We start from the raw sequence: 19,004 nt of genomic DNA, 5'->3' as shown, positions 1-19,004 counted from the left end.
GGCCGGTCGGGCTCAGGCGGGTCAGGTGGGCGTCACCGGGCAGCCGGGCGCGAAGGTGCCCATCGACGCCAGGTCGGGCGCTCCCCGGTCGGCGGGGTAGCTGCGGATCCGGGGCGAGTCGAGCACCAGCTGCGGACGACGGCGCGGCGGGAACCGGCGCACCAGCCGCGCCCGGGCCCGCAGCGCCCCGGCCGAGACCCGGCGCAGCGTCGGCCCGGGCTCGGCGTACCCGAACGCACGCAGCAGCGGCTCGTCCATCAGCGCCCGGCTGAAGAGCCGGACGCCCGGGGCGGCCGCGTGCGGGTAGAACGTCGTCATCAGGTGCATCGTCGCGTCGGCGACCCGGCGGGCGCCGTCGTCGAAGGCGAAGTGCTCGCGCTCGTAGGCGTCCATCAGGTCGGCGAACGCCTCGTAGGTCTCCGGGACGTCCGTGATCGCCATCCGCCGGCCGAGGGCGCGGTAGTAGGCCACCGAGGCGCGCAGCTCGACGTCGCTCAGGGTGCGCCAGCCGTGGTCGTCGAGCCAGCGCTTCGGGACCACCACGAACGTCGACAGCACGTAGCGCAGGTCGTCGTCGGAGATGTCGTACATCGCGTGCATCTGGTTGATCCGGCGGACGCCGGCGCGGCCCTCGGGACTGTCGAAGCCGTGCACGAGCGGCGCCTCCAGCAGCAGCGCGGTGTCGTCGTACCGCTTCTGGCAGGCGGTGGTGAACTGCCCGGTCCCGTCCAGCAGCCGGCCGATGCTCGGGACGGCGTAGGTGCGGAAGAGCGCGAAGCTCAGTGCCTGGTTCATGTCCCACGGGAACTCGTGGGTCGTCACGCGGCGGTAGATCTCGACGAAGTCGGTCTCCGGGTCGAGGGCGTCGTTGGCCCGCCTCCAGTGATCCCGCGGGAGGGGCCTGCGGACCGGCGTCATCCGCCGACCATAAACCTGGTTACGGCGCCCTGACCATGGTCGCGACCAGGGCGGTGGCGCCGCGCTCGTCGTCGGTGACGGTCTGCGGCACCAGGCCGGCGGCGACGAGCAGGCCGGTGGCGGTGGCGACCTGCCCGGGCGCGACCTCGATCACCAGCACGCCGGCCGGCGCGAGCCAGTCGGGTGCCCCGGCGGCGACGCGCCGGTGGACGTCGAGGCCGTCGTGGCCCCCGTCGAGGGCCACCCGGTGCTCGTGGTCGCGTGCCTCGGGCGGCATCCGCGCGATCTCGGCGGTCGGCACGTACGGCGCGTTGACGACGAGGACGTCGACCCGGCCGCGCAACGTCGTCGGCAGGGCGTCGTACAGGTCGCCCTCGTGGACCCGGTCGGGGGCGAGGCCCGACAGGTTGGTCCGCGCGCAGGCCACGGCCGCCGGGTCGAGGTCGGCGGCGTGGCCGTCGAGGTCGGGACGGCGGGCGAGCACCGCCACGAGGAGCGCGCCGGTGCCGCAGCACAGGTCGACCACCGTCCCGCCCCGGGGCGCGCGGGCGGCGGCCTGGTCGACGAGGAGCCGGGTGCGTTGGCGCGGCACGAAGACGCCGTCGGTGACGACGACACGCCGGCCGTCGAGCTCGGCCCAGCCGAGCAGGTGCTCGAGCGGTCGGCCGGCGACGCGGTCGCGGACCATCCGCTCGAGGGCGTCCTGGTCGTCGGCGGCCTCGACGAGGAGCGCGGCCTCCTCCTCGGCGAAGACGCACCCGGCGGCGCGGAGGCGGGCGACCAGGGGGTCGGGGTCGGACACGCCGTCATCGTCGCGCACCGCACCGCGTAGGTTCCGACGGGTGGCCCACGACCCCGGAACCTCCACCGCGCACGCCGTCTCCCCGGACTCCGGCGAGCACTGGACGGCGGAGGGGGCGTGGCCCGTCGCGCCCGGCATCCACCGGATCCCGCTGCCGCTGCCGATGGACGGGCTGCGGGCGATCAACGTCTACGTCATCGAGACCCCGGACGTGGATGCCGGCGGGGGTGCCGGCGGGGGTGCCGGCGGGGGAGGCCTGACCCTGATCGACGGCGGCTGGCACATCGACGTCGCGCGCGACCTCCTCGACCGGAGCCTGCGGTCGATGGGCGCCGGGTTCGGCGACATCCGGCGGTTCCTGGTCACCCACGCCCACCGCGACCACTACACGATGGCGCGGGTGCTGGGCGGCGAGCTCGGGGTCGACGTCGCGCTCGGCCGCGAGGAGCGGCCGGCGCTCGAGCTCATCACCGGCGGCACCTTCGACGAGAGCCCGTTCCGCGCGATCCTGCGCACCGGCGGCGCGCTCGAGGTCGCCGAGCAGTGGCAGGGGATGGGGGACGGCGACCTCACCGGCTGGCAGCTGCCGACGACGTGGATCGACGGCGACCAGGAGATCGCGGTCGGCGACCGCACCCTCGACGCCGTGCACACCCCCGGCCACACCCCCGGCCACTACGTCTTCGCCGACCGGGCGGCCGGCCTGCTCTTCGCCGGCGACCACGTGCTGCCGACGATCACGCCGTCGATCGGCTTCACGGTGCCGGCGGCCGAGCTCCCGCTCGGCGACTTCATGGCCTCCCTCACCAAGGTGCGCGCCCTGCCGGACCTGACGGTGCTGCCCGCGCACGGACCGGTGGCACCGTCGTCCCACGCGCGGGTCGGCGAGCTGCTCCAGCACCACGAGGAGCGGCTGAGCGACAGCCTGGCCGCGGTGCCGGCGTCCGCGGCCGACGGCCCGACCGCGGGCGTGACGGCGTACGACGTCGCCCGCACCCTGGGCTGGACCCGGCACCTGCGCAGCTTCGAGAGCCTCGACTGGTTCAACCGCGGCATGGCCGTGATGGAGACCAAGGCCCACCTCGACCTGCTCGTCGCCCGCGGCGACGCGACGGCGACCGACGACCCCGACGGCGTCCGCTACCTGCGACCGGTCTGAGCCCCGTCCTAGCCCGGGACCGCGACGGTCAGGCCGGCCGGCGCATCGGGAGGTGCGCGATGCCGTCCTCGAGGAACTCGGGTCCGGAGACCTCGAAGCCGAACCCGGCGTACCAGCCGGCGAGGGGTGACTGGGCGTCGAGGACGACGTCCCGTCCGGGGCAGACCGCCAGCGCGGTGCGCACGAGGTGGTCGGCCAGCCCCCGGCCGCGGGCCTCGCGGGCGAGCACGACGCGCCCGACCCGCCAGACGTCGCCGTCGTCGAGGACGCGGGCGACGCCGAGGAGCCCCCGAGGGTCGTCGCGGGCGTCCTGGAGCAGGACGTGGCGGGTGCCGTCCTCGAGGTCGCGGCCGTCGAGGTCGGGGTAGGGACAGGCCTGCTCGACGACGAAGACGTCCTGCCGCAGCCGGGCGACGGCGTAGAGCGTGCGCAGGTCGAGCAGCGCGAACGGGACCGCGACGCAGCGGGTGGTGGGACCGGTCATCGGAGGAACTCCTGCGTGAGGTGCCAGGCGCGAGCGGCCTCCGGCAGGCCCGGCAGGATCGGGAAGACGTGGATGAGGTCGGGTGCCTCGAGGTAGGTCAAGGGCCAGCCGTCGTGCGCGGCGCGGTCGGCGAGCAGCCGGCACCCGGCCACGAGGAGGTCGCGGGTGCCGGCGACCACCATCGTCGGCGGCAGCCCACGCAGGTCGCCGAGCGCGGGGGAGACCTCGGGCCGGCCGAGGTCGGCCGGGTCACCGGCCCACCACCCGGCGTACGCGTCGAGCGTGCGGATCGACAGCCACGGGTCGGTCGCGTCCAGGGCGTAGGTGTCGGGCGTGCTGGAGGTGAGGTCGACCCACGGCGCGTGCAGCACCAGGTGGCTCGGCAGGTGCCCGCGCAGGTCGCGCAGCGACGCCGTCAGGGCGAGCGCCAGGCCGCCGCCGGCGGAGTCGCCGGCCACGACCACCCGCTCCTGCCGGGCCGTGCGGACCGCGAGGTCGTCGACCAGGGTCCGGTGGCTGTCGCGCCACGTGTGCGCGGGCGCCAGCGGGTAGTCGGGCAGCACGACTTCGGCGTCGAGGTGGTCGGCCAGCCGCAGCGCGTACCGGACGTGCGCGGCGTCGATCGGCGCGACGTACCCGCCGCCGTGCAGGTAGTAGAGCGTCGTCCGCGGCCGTGAGCCGCGGCGCCGGATCGTGTGGATCGGGAACGGCGTCGGCCCGGACGTCGTCCGCGTGGCGACCTCGTAGCGACGCGCGAAGCCCGGCACGGACCGGGTCGGCAGCCCGGGGTCGAGCGCGGCGTTGCGACGGGCGAGCCGCTCGCGCTCGGTGTCGAGGTCGAGGTCCTCGCCCGGGTCCGCGGCACCCCGCAACCGCGGGACGGCGTACGCGAGGAGCTCGTGGCGCAGGCTGGGCACGGGTGCAGCCTGCCAGGTGCGGCCGGGTCGAGGAGGGCCGGTCGGGCGCCGGGGTCGACCGCCGACCGCAGCGCCGGGGCGGACGTCGTCGCGGGTCCGGGGCGCGCGGCGGCCCCGCACGCGGTGGGGCTACGGTGGGGGCACAGACAGGGGAGCACGAGCGCGTGCTGAGAGTGCGGACGATCCGCAGACCCTTAGGAACCTGCACCGGTTAGGACCGGCGAAGGGAGTCACGATGAGGTGTGCCATCAAGCGTGTCCGTACGACGGCGGTGCTGGCGGCAGCGGTGCTGGCGACGGCGTCCTGCAGCCTGGTCGGGGGTGAGGACGACGGCGGCGGCACCGACGCGGACGGCAACCCGACCACGGTCGTGCTGCTGACCCACGGCTCGTTCAGCCTGCCCGACGAGGTGGTCGCGGCGTTCGAGGAGGAGTCCGGCCTCGACCTCGACATCCGCAGCGGCGGCGACGCCGGGGAGGTGACCAATCGCCTGGTGCTCACCAAGGACGACCCCGCCGGCGACGTCGTCTTCGGCATCGACAACGCGTTCGGGAGCCGCGCCCTCGACGAGGGCGTGCTCGCGCGGGCCGACGTGGCGTGGCCCGACGGGGCCGAGCAGTTCGCGCTGCCCGGCGACGACGACCGCCTGCTCACGCCGGTCGACAACGGCAACGTGTGCGTCAACATCGACACGGCGTACTTCGCCGAGAAGGGGCTCGCCGAGCCCGAGACCCTCGAGGACCTCACCGAGCCGGCGTACCGCGACCTGTTCGTCACGCCGTCGGCCGCCACCAGCAGCCCCGGCCTGGCCTTCCTGCTCGCCACCGTCGCCGAGTACGGCGACGAGTGGCCGGCGTACTGGGAGCGGCTGATGGCCAACGGCACCGAGATCGCCAGCGGCTGGACCGACGCCTACCAGGTCGCCTTCACGCAGGGCGGCGGCGACGGCGACCGGCCGATCGTGACGTCGTACGACTCGAGCCCCGCGTTCACCGTGCCCGAGGGCGGCACCGCGAGCACCACCCGCGCTCTGCTCGACACCTGCTTCCTCCAGGTCGAGTACGCGGGCGTGCTGGCCGGCGCGGCCAACCCCGACGGCGCGGCCCAGGTCGTCGAGTGGCTGGTCAGCCCCGAGGTGCAGGCCGCGCTCCCCGACAACATGTACGTGTTCCCGGTCGCCGACGGCGTCGCGCTGCCCGAGGCCTGGGCGACGCTCGCCGAGCGCCCGGCCGACCCCGCGGAGGTCGACCCGGCCGAGGTGGCCGCGGAGCGCGACGCCTGGCTCGAGGAGTGGACCGAGATCACCACCCGCTGAGGACGACCATGACCCGCACGTCGACCGGCCGCACCGCCGCCCTGCTCGGGCTGGCGGCGCTGCCCGTCGGCGTCCTGGCGGTCTTCTTCGTGCTGCCGGTCGCCGGCATGCTCGAGCGCGGCCTCTGGCCCGAGGGCGGCTTCGACCCCGGGGCGGTGCTCGACGTGCTGGCCCGGCCGCGGGTGCACCGGGTGCTGTGGTTCACGCTCTGGTCCTCGACCACCGCGACGGCGCTCGCCGTGGTGCTGGGGCTGCCGGCCGCGTACGCGCTGTACCGGCCGACGTACCCGTTGCGCGGACTGGTCCGCGGGCTGCTGCTGGTGCCGTTCGTGCTGCCGACCGTCGTCGTCGGCGTCGCGTTCCGCCAGCTGCTCCGCGACGGCGGGCCGCTCGGGTTCCTGGGCCTCGACGGGACGCCGGCCGGCATCGTCACCGCCCTGGTGTTCTTCAACGTCGCCGTGGTCATCCGCACCGTCGGGTCGGCGTGGGAGGGCCTCGACCGGCGTCCCGCCGAGGCGGCAGCGGCGCTGGGCGCGAGCCCGGTGACCGTGTTCCGCACCGTCACGCTGCCGGCGCTGCGCCCGGCGGTGGTGTCGGCGGCGAGCGTGGTGTTCCTGTTCTGCGCGACGGCGTTCGGCGTCGTCCTCACCCTGGGCGGCACCCGCTACGCCTCGGTGGAGACCGAGATCTACCTGCTCACGACCGACCTGCTCGACCTGCCGGCCGCGGCGGCGCTCTCGATCGTGCAGCTGGTGGTGGTGGTCGGCCTGCTGCTCGTCGCCGGCCGGGCACGGCGGGTGCCGGACCCGACGGTGGCCCGCCACGCCACCACGGCCCGGCCGCGCGGGGTCCGCCGCGGCGACGTCCCGGCCCTCGCGGCGACGGTCCTGCTCCTGGTGGCCGTCGCGACGCCGATCCTCACCCTCGTGCTCGGCAGCCTGCGCGACGACCGCGGCTGGACGCTGCGCTTCTACCGCGCGCTCGCCGGCGACGGCGCCACGGGCACCGACGGCGGCGCGCCGCGGCTGGTCGTCCCGGTGACCGAGGCCCTGGTCAACTCGCTGCGCGTCGCCGTGGACGCCACCTGGATGTCGCTGCTGCTCGGGATGCTCGTCGCCGTGGTCGTCACCCGCCGCTCGCGGAGCCGGGCCGAACGACGGCTGCGCGGCGTCCTCGACGGGTTCTTCATGCTGCCGCTCGGGGTCTCGGCGGTCACGCTCGGCTTCGGGTTCCTCATCACCCTCGACGAGCCGCCGCTCGACCTGCGCGACTCGGCCCTGCTGGTGCCGATCGCCCAGGCCCTGGTCGCGCTGCCGCTCGTCGTCCGCACGCTGGTGCCGGTGCTCGCGGGCATCGACGACCGGCAGCGGCAGGCCGCCGCCTCGCTCGGCGCCGGGGCGCTGCGGACCCTCGCCACGGTCGACCTGCCGGTGGTCTGGAAGCCGTTGCTGGCGGCGGCGGGGTTCGCGTTCGCGGTCTCGCTCGGCGAGTTCGGCGCGACGTCGTTCCTCGCCCGCGAGGACCACCCGACGTTGCCCATCGTGATCTTCCGGCTCATCGGCCGGCCCGGCGAGCTCAGCTACGGCATGGCGCTGGCCGCCAGCGTCGTGCTCGCCGCCACCACGGCGCTGGTGCTGCTCGCCGTCGAGCGGCTCCGCGTCCCCGCACTCGGAGCCTGGTAGGAGAGCCCGTGCTGACCCTCGACCACCTCACCGTCGCCTACGACGGCACGGACGCCGTCCGCGACGCGAGCCTCGTCGTCCCCGACGGGAGCGTCGTCGCCGTGCTCGGGCCGTCCGGCTGTGGCAAGTCGACGCTCCTGCGCGCCGTCGCCGGGCTCGAGCCGCCGACGTCCGGCACCATCTCCTGGGACGGCGCCGACCTCGCCGGCGTCCCGACCCACCGGCGGCGCTTCGCGATGATGTTCCAGGACGGCCAGCTCTTCGGCCACCTCACCGTGGCGCGCAACGTCGGCTACGCACTGCGGTTGCGCCGGACCCCGGACGCCGCCGCGCGCGTCGCCGACCTCCTCGGCCTCGTCGGGCTCGACGGGTACGCCGACCGGCTGCCCGGCACCCTCTCCGGCGGCGAGCGGCAGCGGGTCGCGCTGGCCCGCTCGCTGGCCGCCGACCCGAGGCTGCTGCTGCTCGACGAGCCGCTCTCGGCCCTCGACGCCGGGATGCGCGAGCGGCTGGCCGGCGACCTCGACCGGATCCTGCGCGCGGCCGGCACCACGACGCTCGTCGTCACCCACGACCAGGAGGAGGCCTTCGCGCTGGCCGACCGCCTCGTGGTGATGCGCGACGGCGTCATCGTCCAGCAGGGCGCCATCGCCGACGTCTGGGCCGCGCCGGCCGACGCCGCCACCGCGCTGTTCCTCGGCTACGCCCGGGTGCTCGACGGCGCCGCCGCGGCGACCGTGCTGCGGGCCGCCGGGCTGCCCGCGTCGTCGTCGGTCGCGGTCCGTCGTTCGGCGCTCACCGTGGCCGAACCCTCCGTGACCGACGGCGGCGCGTCCGGGGTCGGTGCGGGTCTCGTGGGCGTCGTCCGCTCCACCCGGGCCACGCCCGACCAGGTGCGGCTCGTCGTCGACGTCGACGGGGTCGGCGAGGTCGACGCGGTCGCGACGCCGGGCGCCCCGACGGCGCCGGGGGAGCGGGTGGCCCTGGCGGTCGAGCCCGCCCGGCTGGCGCCGATCGGCGGCTGAGCCGTCCGGCTCCCTAGAATGCCCGGGTGTATCGCCGCGCCTACGTCGTCCTGGTCGGGATCGCCGCGACCATGGGGACGCTGGCGCTGGTCGTGTCGCTGCGCTACGACCAGCCGCTGCTCGACCCGGAGGGCGCGTTCCTGGGGCCCTCGTGGATCCGGCTCCCGCTGCTGCTGAGCTTCACCGTCGTCCTCGACATCGTGCCGCGGATGCTGTGGCACTCCCGCCTGCGGCGCTCGGCGATGCTGCCGGTGGTCCGGGAGCGGTGGCGCACGCACTGGACCCGCGAGCGCGGTCTGCTCGTGGGGCTCGGCGTCGTGTGCTTCTACGTGACCTACGTCAGCTACCGCAACCTCAAGTCGGCGCTGCCGTTCGTCCGCTCCTTCGACAACCCCGACGACATGTTCGACCGCGAGCTGAACGCCGTCGACCGTGCGCTGTTCTTCGGCCACCAGCCCGGGCCGGTCCTGCACGACGTCCTCGGCACCTCCGTCACCGCGCACGTCCTGTCCACGATCTACCTGCTCTTCGTGCCGCTGGTGCCGCTGGCGGTGATGGCGTGGATCGTCTGGTCGCGCAACCTCTCCTTCGGCTACTGGTTCGTGACCTCCCAGTGCTTCGCGTGGTCGATCGGCACCGCGACCTACTACGCGCTGCCGACCCTCGGCCCGGTCTTCCACTACGTGCCGGGCTACACCGACCTGGCCCACACCGGCACGACCGACCTGATCCGCTCGCTCGACCGGTCCCGCGACCTCTTCCTCTACGGCGGGTACGACGGGCAGGGGGTCGAGGGGATCGTGAACTCGGTCGCCGGGTTCGCCAGCCTGCACTGCGGCATCACCCTGCTGTGGGCGCTGATGGTCCAGTACACGGTGCGCAGCGTCATCATCAAGCGCATCTTCTGGGTCAACTTCGGCCTCACCGTGATCGCCACCATGTACTTCGGTTGGCACTACATCGCCGACGACATCGCCGGGATCACGCTCGCGATGGTCTCCTTCTACCTCGGCGGCCTGGCCACCGGCCAGCGCTTCGACCGGCACCTGCGCCGCCGCGACGACGAGTCCGCGGCCCCCGTCGCGTCGTCCGCCGCCCGTCCCGAGGACGCCGCGCTCTAGCCGTGCCGTGGTGCCGGCCGTCGGGATTTCCCCGGTCGACCGGGGATCTCTGAACTTGTCGACCGGGGCACGGGCCGCCCAGTTCAGGTTTCCCCGGTCGACCGGGGAAACCGCGCCCCGACGACCGCCGCACGAATTACAAGCATGTAGTTTGTCAAGCCGACACGCCGTAACGCTTGTGACTTTTGCCGACTTCTGTTGAAGTTGTGACTCGTGAGACTCGAGTTGCTCCCCCGAGCCCGTTCTGTTGCTGCCTGTGCCGTCGTCGGCGTCCTCCTCGGCGGGGGGCTGGCCGGGCCGTCCACCGCGGACGACGACGTGCCGGTCCCGACGCGGCAGCAGGTGCAGGAGGCGCAGGACGCGGCCGCCGCGGGAGCGCGCGACGTCGCCGCGGTGCAGGCCGACCTGGCCGCCGCGAACGCCGAGGTCGAGCAGGCCTCGATCCGGGCCGCGCAGGCCGCCGAGGCCTTCAACGGGGCCCGGTACGAGGCCGGCCTGGCCCGTGACGCCGCGGACGCGGCCCGGGCCGACCAGGTCGCCGCTGAGGCCGAGGTCGAGCGGCTGCGGGTGGTCTACGGCCGCGCCGTCGTCTCGCGGTACACGAACGGGTCGGACCTCGCCACGCTCTCGGCCGTCACCGAGGCCGAGGGCGTCGAGAGCCTCCTCGACCGGCTCAGCACCGCCCGGCTCGGCGCGCAGGCCCTCCAGGCGCAGCAGGACGGGCTGCTGGACGCCCAGGACGACGCCGCGGTCGCCGCCGACGACGCCGAGCAGGCCGAGCAAGACGCCGAGGACGCGCTGACCAGGTCCCGCGAGGCCCAGGCCGAGGCGCAGGCCGCCCAGGACGACGCCGCCGCGCAGGCGCAGGCGGTCGCCGTCCGCAAGACCGCCCTGATCGACGAGCTCGCCCGGCTCCAGGGCGTCAGCGTCGCCATCGCCGAACGCCGTCAGGCCGGCCTCGAGCAGCGGGCCGCCGAGGCGGCCGCGGCGGAGGCGGCGAGGAAGCGCCGCGAGGAGCGACGGGCCCAGCAGGCTGCGGCCGCAGCGGCCGCGGCCGAGCCGGCCCCGCCCGCGTCCCCCAACCCGGAGCCCGCGGCCGACCCCGAGCCGGCTGCCGACCCCGAGCCGGCCGCCGACCCCGACCCCGAGCCCGCCGCCGACCCGGAGCCCGAGCCCGCACCGGCTCCCGCGCCCGACCCCGCGCCCGCACCGAACGGCGGCGCGCAGGCGGCCATCGCGTTCGCCCGAGCACAGCTCGGCGAGCCGTACGTGTGGGCCGCCGCCGGACCCGACGCCTGGGACTGCTCCGGTCTGACGATGCAGGCGTGGGCGGCCGGCGGCGTGTCGCTGCCGCACTACTCCGTCGCGCAGTACGAGCAGGCGACCCCGGTGGCGTCGTCCGACCTGCGGGCGGGTGACCTGTTGTTCTGGGGCTCCTCCAGCAACCCGTCGTCGATCTACCACGTCGCGCTGTACGTCGGCGACGGCATGATGATCCACGCCCCGCGCACCGGGCGTCCGGTGGTCGAGGAGTCGATGTACTACTGGATCACCCCGAACTTCCGCGCCCGCCCGTGACCCGCCCGTGACCTGCCCTGACCGGTTCCCGACCCGCCCCTCCGGAGGCTGACGGCGTTCCCTACCGGTCGGTAGCCTGGCGTCATGGCGACCGATCCTGCCCCTCGCACGCACCACGGCCGGCCGGGTTACCGGCAGCCGGACGTCGACGTCCCCGCGCTCACCGAGCTCCTCGACGGTCGCTACGCCGACGTCCGCACCCTGGTGCGCACCCAGCTGGCCGAGCACGCGCAGGTGCTCGTCGACGCCGAGGAGATGACGACCGAGGCGTTCCGCGACCGGGTCCGTGACGTCGTGGTCGAGATGGCCGCGACCGGCCAGACCGCGATGGGCTTCCCGACCGAGTACGGCGGCGGGGGCGACATCGGCGCGTCGCTGGCGGCGTTCGAGACCCTCGCGCTCGGCGACCTGTCGGTGCTGGTCAAGGTCGGGGTGCAGTTCGGCCTCTTCGGCGGCGCGGTGCTGCAGCTCGGCACCGCCCGGCACCACGAGCGCTACCTCGCCGACATCGTGTCGGGCCGGCTGATGGGCTGCTTCGCGATGACCGAGACCGGGCACGGGTCCAACGTCCAGGCGCTCGGGACGGTGGCGACCTACGACGCCGGCACCGAGGAGTTCGTGATCACCACGACCCGCGACGACGCCGCCAAGGACTACATCGGCAACGCCGCCGTCCACGGCGAGGTCGCCGCGGTGTTCGCGCAGCTCGTGGTCGGGGGCGAGTCGCGCGGGGTGCACGCGTTCGTCGTCCCGATCCGGGTCGACGGCCGGCCGGCGCCCGGCGTCCGGATCGAGGACGACGGCCTCAAGATGGGCCTCAACGGGGTCGACAACGGCCGGCTCTGGTTCTCCGAGGTCCGGGTGCCGCGCGAGGCGCTGCTCAACCGCTTCGCCGACGTCACCGCGGCCGGCGAGTACGTGAGCGAGATCGAGAACCCCAACAAGCGCTTCTTCACCATGCTCGGCACCCTCGTCCAGGGGCGGGTGTGCGTCGGCGGCGCCGGGATCAACGCCGCCAAGGTGGCGATCGCGATCGCCACGAAGTACGCCCTCCGGCGTCGCCAGTTCGAGGCGACCAGCGAGACCGAGGAGGAGCTGCTCCTCGACTACGGCCTGCACCAGCGCCGTCTCCTCCCGCTCCTGGCCCGCACCTACGCGCTGCACTTCGCGCAGGAGGTCGTGGCCGGCCAGGTGCACGACGTCTTCTCCGGCGTCCTGGACGCCGACGCCGGTCCGGGCGAGGTCGACCTGGCGCGACGCCGGCTCGAGTCGCGCGCCGCCGGCACCAAGGCGCTCGGCACCTGGCACGCCACCCGCACGATCCAGGAGTGCCGGGAGGCGTGCGGCGGGGCCGGCTACCTGGCGGTGAACCGGTTCGCGGCCCTCAAGGCCGACACCGACGTGTTCACGACGTTCGAGGGCGACAACCACGTCCTCCTGCAGCTGGTCGCCAAGGGCCTGCTCACCGACTACGCGAGCGAGTTCGAGGAGATGGACCAGTTCGGGATGGTCCGCTTCGTCGCCGCGCTGTCGGTCGAGACCGTGATCGAGAGGACCGGGGTGCACGCCTGGCTGGAGCGGATCAAGGACGTCCTGCCCGGTGGCGACGACTGGGACCAGGAGGCCGGGCTGCTCGACCCCGACTACCAGCTCGCCATGTACCGCTACCGCGAGGAGCACACCCTCGCCGGCGCCGCCCGGCGGCTCAAGCGCGGCATCGACCGCGGGATGAGCCCCGGCGAGGTGTTCTCGCAGGTCCAGGACCACGTGATCGCCGCCGCCCGCGCCCACATGGAGCGGCTGGTGCTGGAGGCGTACGTCGAGAAGATGCGCTCCCTGCCCGACGGCGACCTCAAGGTCGCCCTCAACCTGCTCTGCGACCTGCACGCGCTCACCGGCATCGAGGCCGACCGTGCGTGGTTCCTCGAGCACGGACGCCTCTCCGCCCAGCGCAGCAAGGCGATCACCCGCGAGATCTCGTCGCTGTGCCGCAAGATCCGCCCGCTCGCCGGCGACCTGGTCGACGGGTTGGGTGTCCCGCCGGAGATGCTGCGGGCGCCGGCGCTGGTGGGCGGCGCCTGATGCCGGCGGTCGTCCTGCCCGGGCGTGCCTACACCGCGACCGCTCCGCTGCTGGCGCTGGCCGGGACCGTGCTGGAGCGGAACGGGTACGGCGTCCGGGCGGTCTCGTGGTCGCTCCCCGACGGCGTCCCCGACGACGCCGACGCGTGGGTCGAGGCCCGGCTGGTGGAGGCGCTCGACGGGGACGTGCCCGACCTGGTCCTGGCCAAGTCGCTCGGCACCCGCGCCGCGTCGTACGTCGCCCGGCAGGGTTGGCCCGCCGTCTGGTTCACCCCGCTCCTGCGCGACGACGCGTGCGCCGCGGGCATCCGGGCCAACCCGGCCCCGCAGCTCGTCGTCGCGGGCCTGGCCGACGACCTCCACGACGCCGACGTCGCCGCCGACCTGCCGGCGAGCGTCACGGTGCTCGAGGTCGACGGCGCCGACCACGCCCTGAGCCGCGGCGGTGACGTCCCGCCGCTCGACGTCCTCGCCGACGTCGAGCGGGCCCTCGACCACTTCCTCGGCCGTCTCGCGGCCGCGCCGTGACGCGGCCGTCGAGGGCCCCGGCGATGCAATTGCCGACGTTGGCTCGGGTTCGGCACGGAAAATCGAGCCAGCGTGGGCAATTGCACGCCTGGGGCACCCCGCTGGAGCCCCGCCCCGCGAGGCTGCCGTGAAGCTGCCAGGTCTGCGTCCGTGGAGCGACGACCCGCTCTGGGCGAGCGTCTACGACTGGTCGGTCGAGCACCCCCTCGCGGGCGGTGCGCTGTGGCGGGTCGGCATCCACAGCGACCTGCGCCGGCTGCACGACGCCGCCGGCGAGCTCAGCCTGCTGCCGGCCGGCACCCGCGTCCTCGACGTCCCGTGCGGGGGCGGGGTCGCGCTGCGTGGTGTCACGGTCGGGCAGGGCCTCGACTACGTCGCCGCCGACATCGCGCCGGCGATGCTCGAGCGCACCGTGGACGCCGCCCGCCGTCGCGGCCTGGAGGACCAGGTGGAGCCCCGGCTCGCCGACGTCGGCGACCTGCCCTTCGACGACGCGTCGTTCGACCGGGTCGTCTCCTTCACCGGCCTGCACTGCTTCCCCGACCCGGCCCGCGCCGTCGTCGAGATGGTCCGGGTGCTGCGCCCGGGGGGCGTCATCGCCGGCAGCGCGGTCCTCAACGACACCGGGATCGTGCACGAGCCGCTGCGGCGGGTCGGGCGGCTGGCCGGCCTGATTGGCCCGTCCTGCACCGGCCCCGAGCTGCTCGGGTGGCTCCGTGCCGAGGGCGTCCGGGACCCGGTGCTCGAGCTGTCGGGGGCGATCGGCTACTTCCGGGGCGTCAAGGCCTGACGCAGCCCGGGCCGGAATGGCGCCGGCCTGGCCACCCACGGGCAGCCCGCCCCCGCCCAGGACTCAGTGGGGGAGGGGGTTTGCCTTCAGCCGCTCGAACGACGCCAGGACCTCGGCCTCGGCCTCGGTGCGGCCGACCCAGTCGGCCCCCTCGACAGACTTGCCGGGCTCGAGGTCCTTGTAGACCTCGAAGAAGTGCTGGATCTCGAGCCGGTCGAACTTCGGCACGTGGTTGATGTCGCGGATGTGCTCCTGGCGGGGGTCGGACGCCGGCACGCACAGCACCTTGTCGTCGCCGCCGGCCTCGTCGGTCATGCGGAACATGCCGATCGCGCGGCACTTGATGAGGCAGCCCGGGAACGTCGGCGCCTGGAGCAGCACCATCGCGTCGAGGGGGTCGCCGTCAAGGCCGAGGGTGTGCTCGATGTACCCGTAGTCGGTCGGGTACTGCGTCGAGGTGAACAGCATCCGGTCGAGCCGCATGCGGCCGGACTCGTGGTCCACCTCGTACTTGTTGCGCTCGCCCTTGGGGATCTCCACCAGTACGTCGAACTCCAGCACGTGCATCCTCCGGTCCAGTCGTGATCGGCCCGTCGATGGCCGCCGCCGGGTCAGTCTCGCGCACAATGGCCCCGTTCGCGCAGCGGAGGGGGCCTCGATGGTCGGGAGTGACGTACGACACGGTCGACCGGCGACCCCGCGACCGGCCCACCGACCGGCCCACGGAGCCGCCCCGGGAGCCGCCCGCGCCGACCGGGGCGCCGTCCGCGGGACCCTCGCCCTCGTCCTGGTCCTCGCCCTGGTGGCCGGCGGTCTCGCCGCCTGGCACTACGACGTGATCGACCGGTTCCGTGGCGCCGACGACGCGGCCGCCGGCCCGGCCGACCCCACGACCGTCGCACCGCCGACGGGCGTCGAGGCGCCCGAGGTCACCGCGCCCGACCCGGTCGCCGCGCCGTCCCCGCGCCGCGGCGTCGACGCCGCGGCCGTGCGCGCCGCGCTCGCGCCGTACCTCGGCGACCGCGACCTCGGTCGACACCTGCTGGTCGAGGTCGCACCCCTGACCGGCGCCCGCGCGGCGTTCACCTCCGGCCGCGGGACGGCGATGCCGGCCTCCACCACGAAGGTCGTCACCACGACGGCGGCGCTGCTCGCGCTGGGACCGGACCACGTGTTCACCACCGAGGTCCGCGCCTCCGGCAACCGGATCGCGCTCGTCGGCGGCGGCGACCCCTACCTGGAGCGCGGCCCGGTCGGGCTCGACGGCGCCCCCTGGCCCTACCCGGCGCGCGCCGACCTCGAGACGCTCGCGCAGGCGACCGCCGAGGCGCTGAGGGCCGACGGACGCCGGCGGGTGCGGCTGGTGGTCGACGACTCGGCGTTCACCGGTCCCGCCGAGAACCCGACCTGGGAGGACGACTACGTCTCCTCCGGCGAGGCGGCCCCGACGTCGGCGCTCTGGGTCGACCAGGGGCGCGTGCGCACGGGGCTGGGCCGGGTCCCGGACCCGGCGGTCGAGGCCGGGACGTCGTTCGCCGAGGCCCTGGCCGCCGCCGGCATCACCGTCGTCGGGGCACCGACGCGCGGCGTCCTCGCCGGTGCGCCCGTGCTCGCCTCGGTCGACAGCCCACCGCTGCGCCAGATCGTCGAGCGGGCGCTCGAGGTCAGCGACAACGACGCCAGCGAGGTGCTGCTGCGTCAGGTCGGGATCGCGGTCGGCGGGGAGGGCTCGATCGAGGCCGGGCGGGCCGGCGTCCGCACCGTCCTGCGGCGTGCGGGCATCGACCTCGGCGCCTCCGAGCTGTACGACGGCAGCGGCCTGTCCCGGCAGAACCGGCTCGACCCCTCGGTGCTCGTCGACGTCCTGCGGCTCGCGGCCTCGGGCGACCACCCCGGCCTCCGGCCGGTCGTCACCGGGCTCCCGGTCGCCGGGTTCACCGGCTCGCTCACCGACCGGATGACGGAGGGGCCGTTCGCGGGCCTCGGCCGGGTCCGGGCCAAGACCGGCACCCTGAGCGCGGTGACGTCGCTGGCGGGCCTGGCGACCGACGTGGACGGCACGGTGCTCGTGTTCGCGCTGATGGCCGACCGGGTGTCGCTGGAGAAGGGCCTCGACGCCCGGGTCGTGATGGACGCCGCGGCCGCTGCTCTGGGCGCCTGCGCCTGCGCTTCCTGACCACCGTCCGCGGGCAGTCCGGACCAGCGGCCGAGGCCCTGGTCCAGACCACCCCGACCTCGCTTAGCGGCAAGTCCCGGCAACTGTCCAGGCAAATCCGACCTTGTTACTGAACGGTGGAGATCTTGTTAACTCCTTGGGAACGATGTGAGGCGTGCACTTCGTAGTGTCGTGGGCGGTGGTAGTGCCGCGCACCTGGGGGGATCGCGGCACGCGCCAGGTACGTGAAGGACCCGCTCGGCTGTCTCTGGGGGGAGATCAGGCCGCCAGCGGGTCCTTCCGCTTTTTTGCCCCGCGGATCCGCCCCGCGGGATCGCCCCCCGGATCGCGCCGTCCGCCGGCCCACGGACGCCCCGGTAGGTTCGGCGCATGACGAAACCCGGCGGCCCGGACCCGCGCGCCATGGTCGACTGGGACCTCGCCGTCCGCGTCGCGAGCCGGATCGCCGGCGACGGCCCCGAGGTCGGTCGCGCCGAGGCCGAGGACGCCGTCGTCGAGCTCCGCGACGGCGCGAACGCCTCGACCGCCTACGTCCGCGACTTCACCGGTCTCGCGACCCCGGTCCACGACGACCCCGAGCGGGGCGCCCCGGTCCTCGTCGTCGACCGGCCCGGCTGGATCCAGGCGAACGCCGACGCGTTCAGCCACCTCCTCGGCCCGCTCGTCGACAGGCTCACCGAGCGCAAGGCGCCGTCGGGGCTCGCGGTCGCCGTCGGCTCGCGCGTCACCGGCGTCGAGGTCGGCGGGCTGCTCGGCTTCCTGGCCGGCAAGGTCCTGGGCCAGTTCGACCCGTTCCACGCCCCCGACGGCCGGCTGCTCCTCGTCGCGCCCAACATCGTCCACGTCGAGCGCGAGCTCGACGTCGACCCGCACGACTTCCGGCTGTGGGTCTGCCTGCACGAGGAGACCCACCGGGTGCAGTTCACCGCCGTCCCGTGGATGCGCGAGCACCTGTTCTCCGAGGTGCAGGCGCTGGCCGCCACCGTGAGCCCCGGCGGCGTCGACGAGACGGTCAAGCGGGTCGCCGAGACCATCAAGGGCGGCCCGCAGCGGCTCGGCAGCGCGAGCATCGTCGACCTGATGAGCACCCCCGAGCAGCGGGAGATCCTCGACCGGGTCACCGGGATGATGTCGCTGCTCGAGGGCCACGCCGACGTCGTCATGGACGGCGTCGGTCCCACCGTGATCCCGTCGGTCGCCGTCATCCGGCGCCGCTTCAACCAGCGCCGCAAGGGCGCCGGCAGCCTCGACCGGCTGCTGCGCCGGGTGCTCGGCCTCGACGCGAAGATGGCGCAGTACCGCGACGGCGCCGAGTTCGTCCGCGCGGTCGTCGACAAGGTCGGGATGGCCGAGTTCAACGCCGTCTGGGACCGCGCCGAGAACCTCCCGTCCAAGGCCGAGCTCTCCGACCCGGAGGCCTGGGTGAGCCGCGTCCTGTGAGCCACCCCGAGGGCGGTGCGCGGTGAGCCTGGACCCCGCCGTCGCGGCGGTCCGCCTCGCCGTGCGGCGGAGCCTCGGACAGGCCGACGGCGACGTCGTCGTGGTCGCCTGCTCCGGCGGCGCCGACAGCCTCGCCCTGCTCGCCGCGGCCGTCTTCGAGTGCCCCCGGCTCGGACGGCGCGTGGTCGGCGCCGTCGTCGACCACGGGCTCCAGGACGGCTCCGCCGACCACACCGACCGGGTGGTCGCCCAGATGGCCGCGCTCGGCGCCGACGAGACGCTCAGCGCCCGCGTGCGGGTCGAGGGGGCCGGCCGCGGCGTCGAGGCGGCCGCGCGCGAGGCGCGCTACGCCGTCCTCGAGCAGGTCGCGGAGCGGGTCGGCAGCCGCACCGTGCTGCTCGGCCACACCCTGGACGACCAGGCCGAGACCGTGCTGCTCGGGCTCGCCCGCGGCAGCGGCGGACGCTCGATGGCCGGCATGCGCGCGGCCTTCGACATCTTCCGGCGCCCGCTGCTCGGTGTCACCCGCGCCCAGACCGAGCGGGCCTGTGCCGCCGAGGACATCGAGTTCTGGCGTGACCCGCACAACCTCGACCCCCGCTTCACCCGGGCCCGGGTGCGGCACACGGTGCTGCCGCTGCTGGAGCGCGAGCTCGGTCCCGGCGTCGCCGAGACGCTCGCCCGCACCGCGGAGCAGCTGCGGCCCGACATGGAGGCGCTCGACGACCTCGCCGACCTCGCGTTCCTCGAGGCCCGGGTCGACGACGGCCTCGACGTGTCGACCCTCGCCGAGCAGCCCGCCGCGATCCGCTCCCGCGTGGTCCGGCTGGCCGCGCTCGCGGCCGGCAGCCCGGCGTCCGAGCTGTTCCACGTGCACGTCACCGCGCTGCTCGCGCTCGTCGCCGGCGACGTCCGCGGGCAGGTCCAGCTGCCGGGGCACGTCACCGCGTTCCGCGACCGCACCCACCTCGGCTTCCGGCCCACCTGA

General features: G+C 74.8%; 17 protein-coding genes and 1 riboswitch. Of the genes, 12 read left to right on the top strand and 5 right to left on the bottom strand.

Annotation, left to right across the window (positions count from 1 at the left end):
- Positions 1–21: 21 nt before the first annotated feature.
- The gene (locus tag E4623_RS05725) at positions 22–918 is read right to left on the bottom strand and encodes an oxygenase MpaB family protein (protein WP_134765577.1); all 897 of its coding nucleotides are present in this window, start codon (positions 916–918) and stop codon (positions 22–24) included.
- Positions 919–937: 19 nt separating this feature from the next.
- Entirely contained in the window at positions 938–1,720 is a 783-nt protein-coding gene (locus E4623_RS05720; RefSeq protein ID WP_134765576.1) for a putative protein N(5)-glutamine methyltransferase, read from the bottom strand.
- A 40-nt stretch (positions 1,721–1,760) separates the two neighbouring features.
- Between E4623_RS05720 and E4623_RS05715 the strand changes: the two genes are divergently transcribed.
- Positions 1,761–2,879: an MBL fold metallo-hydrolase gene (locus E4623_RS05715; protein WP_134765575.1), complete on the top strand. Its 1,119-nt coding sequence runs from the start codon at positions 1,761–1,763 to the stop codon at positions 2,877–2,879.
- Between the two features lie 28 nt (positions 2,880–2,907).
- Here the strand turns inward: E4623_RS05715 and E4623_RS05710 are convergent, their stop codons facing one another.
- Both E4623_RS05710 and E4623_RS05705 read right to left on the bottom strand, forming a co-directional pair.
- Entirely contained in the window at positions 2,908–3,363 is a 456-nt protein-coding gene (locus tag E4623_RS05710; protein ID WP_134765574.1) for a GNAT family N-acetyltransferase, read from the bottom strand.
- On the bottom strand, positions 3,360–4,280 hold the full coding sequence (locus tag E4623_RS05705) for an alpha/beta hydrolase (protein ID WP_167736497.1): 921 nt from the start codon (positions 4,278–4,280) through the stop codon (positions 3,360–3,362). The genes E4623_RS05710 and E4623_RS05705 overlap by 4 nt, the downstream gene beginning before the upstream one ends.
- A gap of 138 nt (positions 4,281–4,418) precedes the next feature.
- A riboswitch (TPP riboswitch) is annotated at positions 4,419–4,526 on the top strand.
- Here E4623_RS05705 and E4623_RS05700 point away from each other — a divergent pair.
- The 8 genes from E4623_RS05700 (at position 4,516) to E4623_RS05665 (ending at position 14,400) form a co-directional block, all read left to right on the top strand.
- Positions 4,516–5,595, top strand: coding sequence for a thiamine ABC transporter substrate-binding protein (locus tag E4623_RS05700; protein ID WP_134765572.1), 1,080 nt, complete (start codon positions 4,516–4,518; stop codon positions 5,593–5,595). It overlaps the preceding riboswitch by 11 nt.
- 8 nt (positions 5,596–5,603) lie before the next feature.
- Positions 5,604–7,277 carry an ABC transporter permease subunit gene (locus E4623_RS05695; protein ID WP_134765571.1) on the top strand — a complete coding sequence of 558 codons (1,674 nt, stop codon included), beginning with the start codon at positions 5,604–5,606 and terminating at the stop codon, positions 7,275–7,277.
- An 8-nt stretch (positions 7,278–7,285) separates the two neighbouring features.
- Positions 7,286–8,302, top strand: coding sequence for an ABC transporter ATP-binding protein (locus E4623_RS05690; RefSeq protein WP_134765570.1), 1,017 nt, complete (start codon positions 7,286–7,288; stop codon positions 8,300–8,302).
- Positions 8,303–8,328: 26 nt separating this feature from the next.
- Positions 8,329–9,423, top strand: a complete 1,095-nt coding sequence (locus E4623_RS05685) for a phosphatase PAP2 family protein (RefSeq protein WP_245154925.1) — start codon at positions 8,329–8,331, stop codon at positions 9,421–9,423.
- A gap of 213 nt (positions 9,424–9,636) precedes the next feature.
- Positions 9,637–11,001 carry a C40 family peptidase gene (locus tag E4623_RS05680; protein ID WP_134765569.1) on the top strand — a complete coding sequence of 455 codons (1,365 nt, stop codon included), beginning with the start codon at positions 9,637–9,639 and terminating at the stop codon, positions 10,999–11,001.
- Positions 11,002–11,085: 84 nt separating this feature from the next.
- A complete protein-coding gene (locus tag E4623_RS05675; protein ID WP_134765568.1) occupies positions 11,086–13,083 on the top strand; it encodes an acyl-CoA dehydrogenase in 1,998 nt (665 codons plus the stop codon).
- Positions 13,083–13,610, top strand: a complete 528-nt coding sequence (locus tag E4623_RS05670) for an alpha/beta hydrolase (protein ID WP_134765567.1) — start codon at positions 13,083–13,085, stop codon at positions 13,608–13,610. Before E4623_RS05675 ends, E4623_RS05670 begins: the two co-directional genes overlap by 1 nt.
- Before the next feature lie 127 nt (positions 13,611–13,737).
- Positions 13,738–14,400 carry a class I SAM-dependent methyltransferase gene (locus tag E4623_RS05665; protein WP_167736496.1) on the top strand — a complete coding sequence of 221 codons (663 nt, stop codon included), beginning with the start codon at positions 13,738–13,740 and terminating at the stop codon, positions 14,398–14,400.
- Between the two features lie 63 nt (positions 14,401–14,463).
- Here E4623_RS05665 and E4623_RS05660 read toward each other — a convergent pair whose 3' ends face one another.
- Entirely contained in the window at positions 14,464–14,958 is a 495-nt protein-coding gene (locus E4623_RS05660; RefSeq protein ID WP_134765695.1) for an inorganic diphosphatase, read from the bottom strand.
- A 100-nt stretch (positions 14,959–15,058) separates the two neighbouring features.
- Between E4623_RS05660 and dacB the strand changes: the two genes are divergently transcribed.
- From dacB to tilS, 3 genes are all read left to right on the top strand, one after another.
- Complete coding sequence (gene dacB, locus E4623_RS05655; RefSeq protein WP_134765565.1) at positions 15,059–16,576, top strand: D-alanyl-D-alanine carboxypeptidase/D-alanyl-D-alanine-endopeptidase; 1,518 nt, start codon at positions 15,059–15,061, stop codon at positions 16,574–16,576.
- 369 nt (positions 16,577–16,945) lie between these two features.
- Positions 16,946–18,016, top strand: a complete 1,071-nt coding sequence (locus E4623_RS05650) for a zinc-dependent metalloprotease (protein WP_245154924.1) — start codon at positions 16,946–16,948, stop codon at positions 18,014–18,016.
- Positions 18,017–18,038: 22 nt separating this feature from the next.
- Positions 18,039–19,004, top strand: coding sequence for a tRNA lysidine(34) synthetase TilS (gene tilS / locus E4623_RS05645; RefSeq protein ID WP_134765564.1), 966 nt, complete (start codon positions 18,039–18,041; stop codon positions 19,002–19,004).

Origin of the sequence: Nocardioides sp. 1609, assembly GCF_004522105.1 — a bacterium.
In the GTDB taxonomy this organism is placed as follows: Bacteria; Actinomycetota; Actinomycetes; order Propionibacteriales; family Nocardioidaceae; genus Nocardioides.
This window is presented reverse-complemented; position numbering and strand designations above follow the sequence as displayed.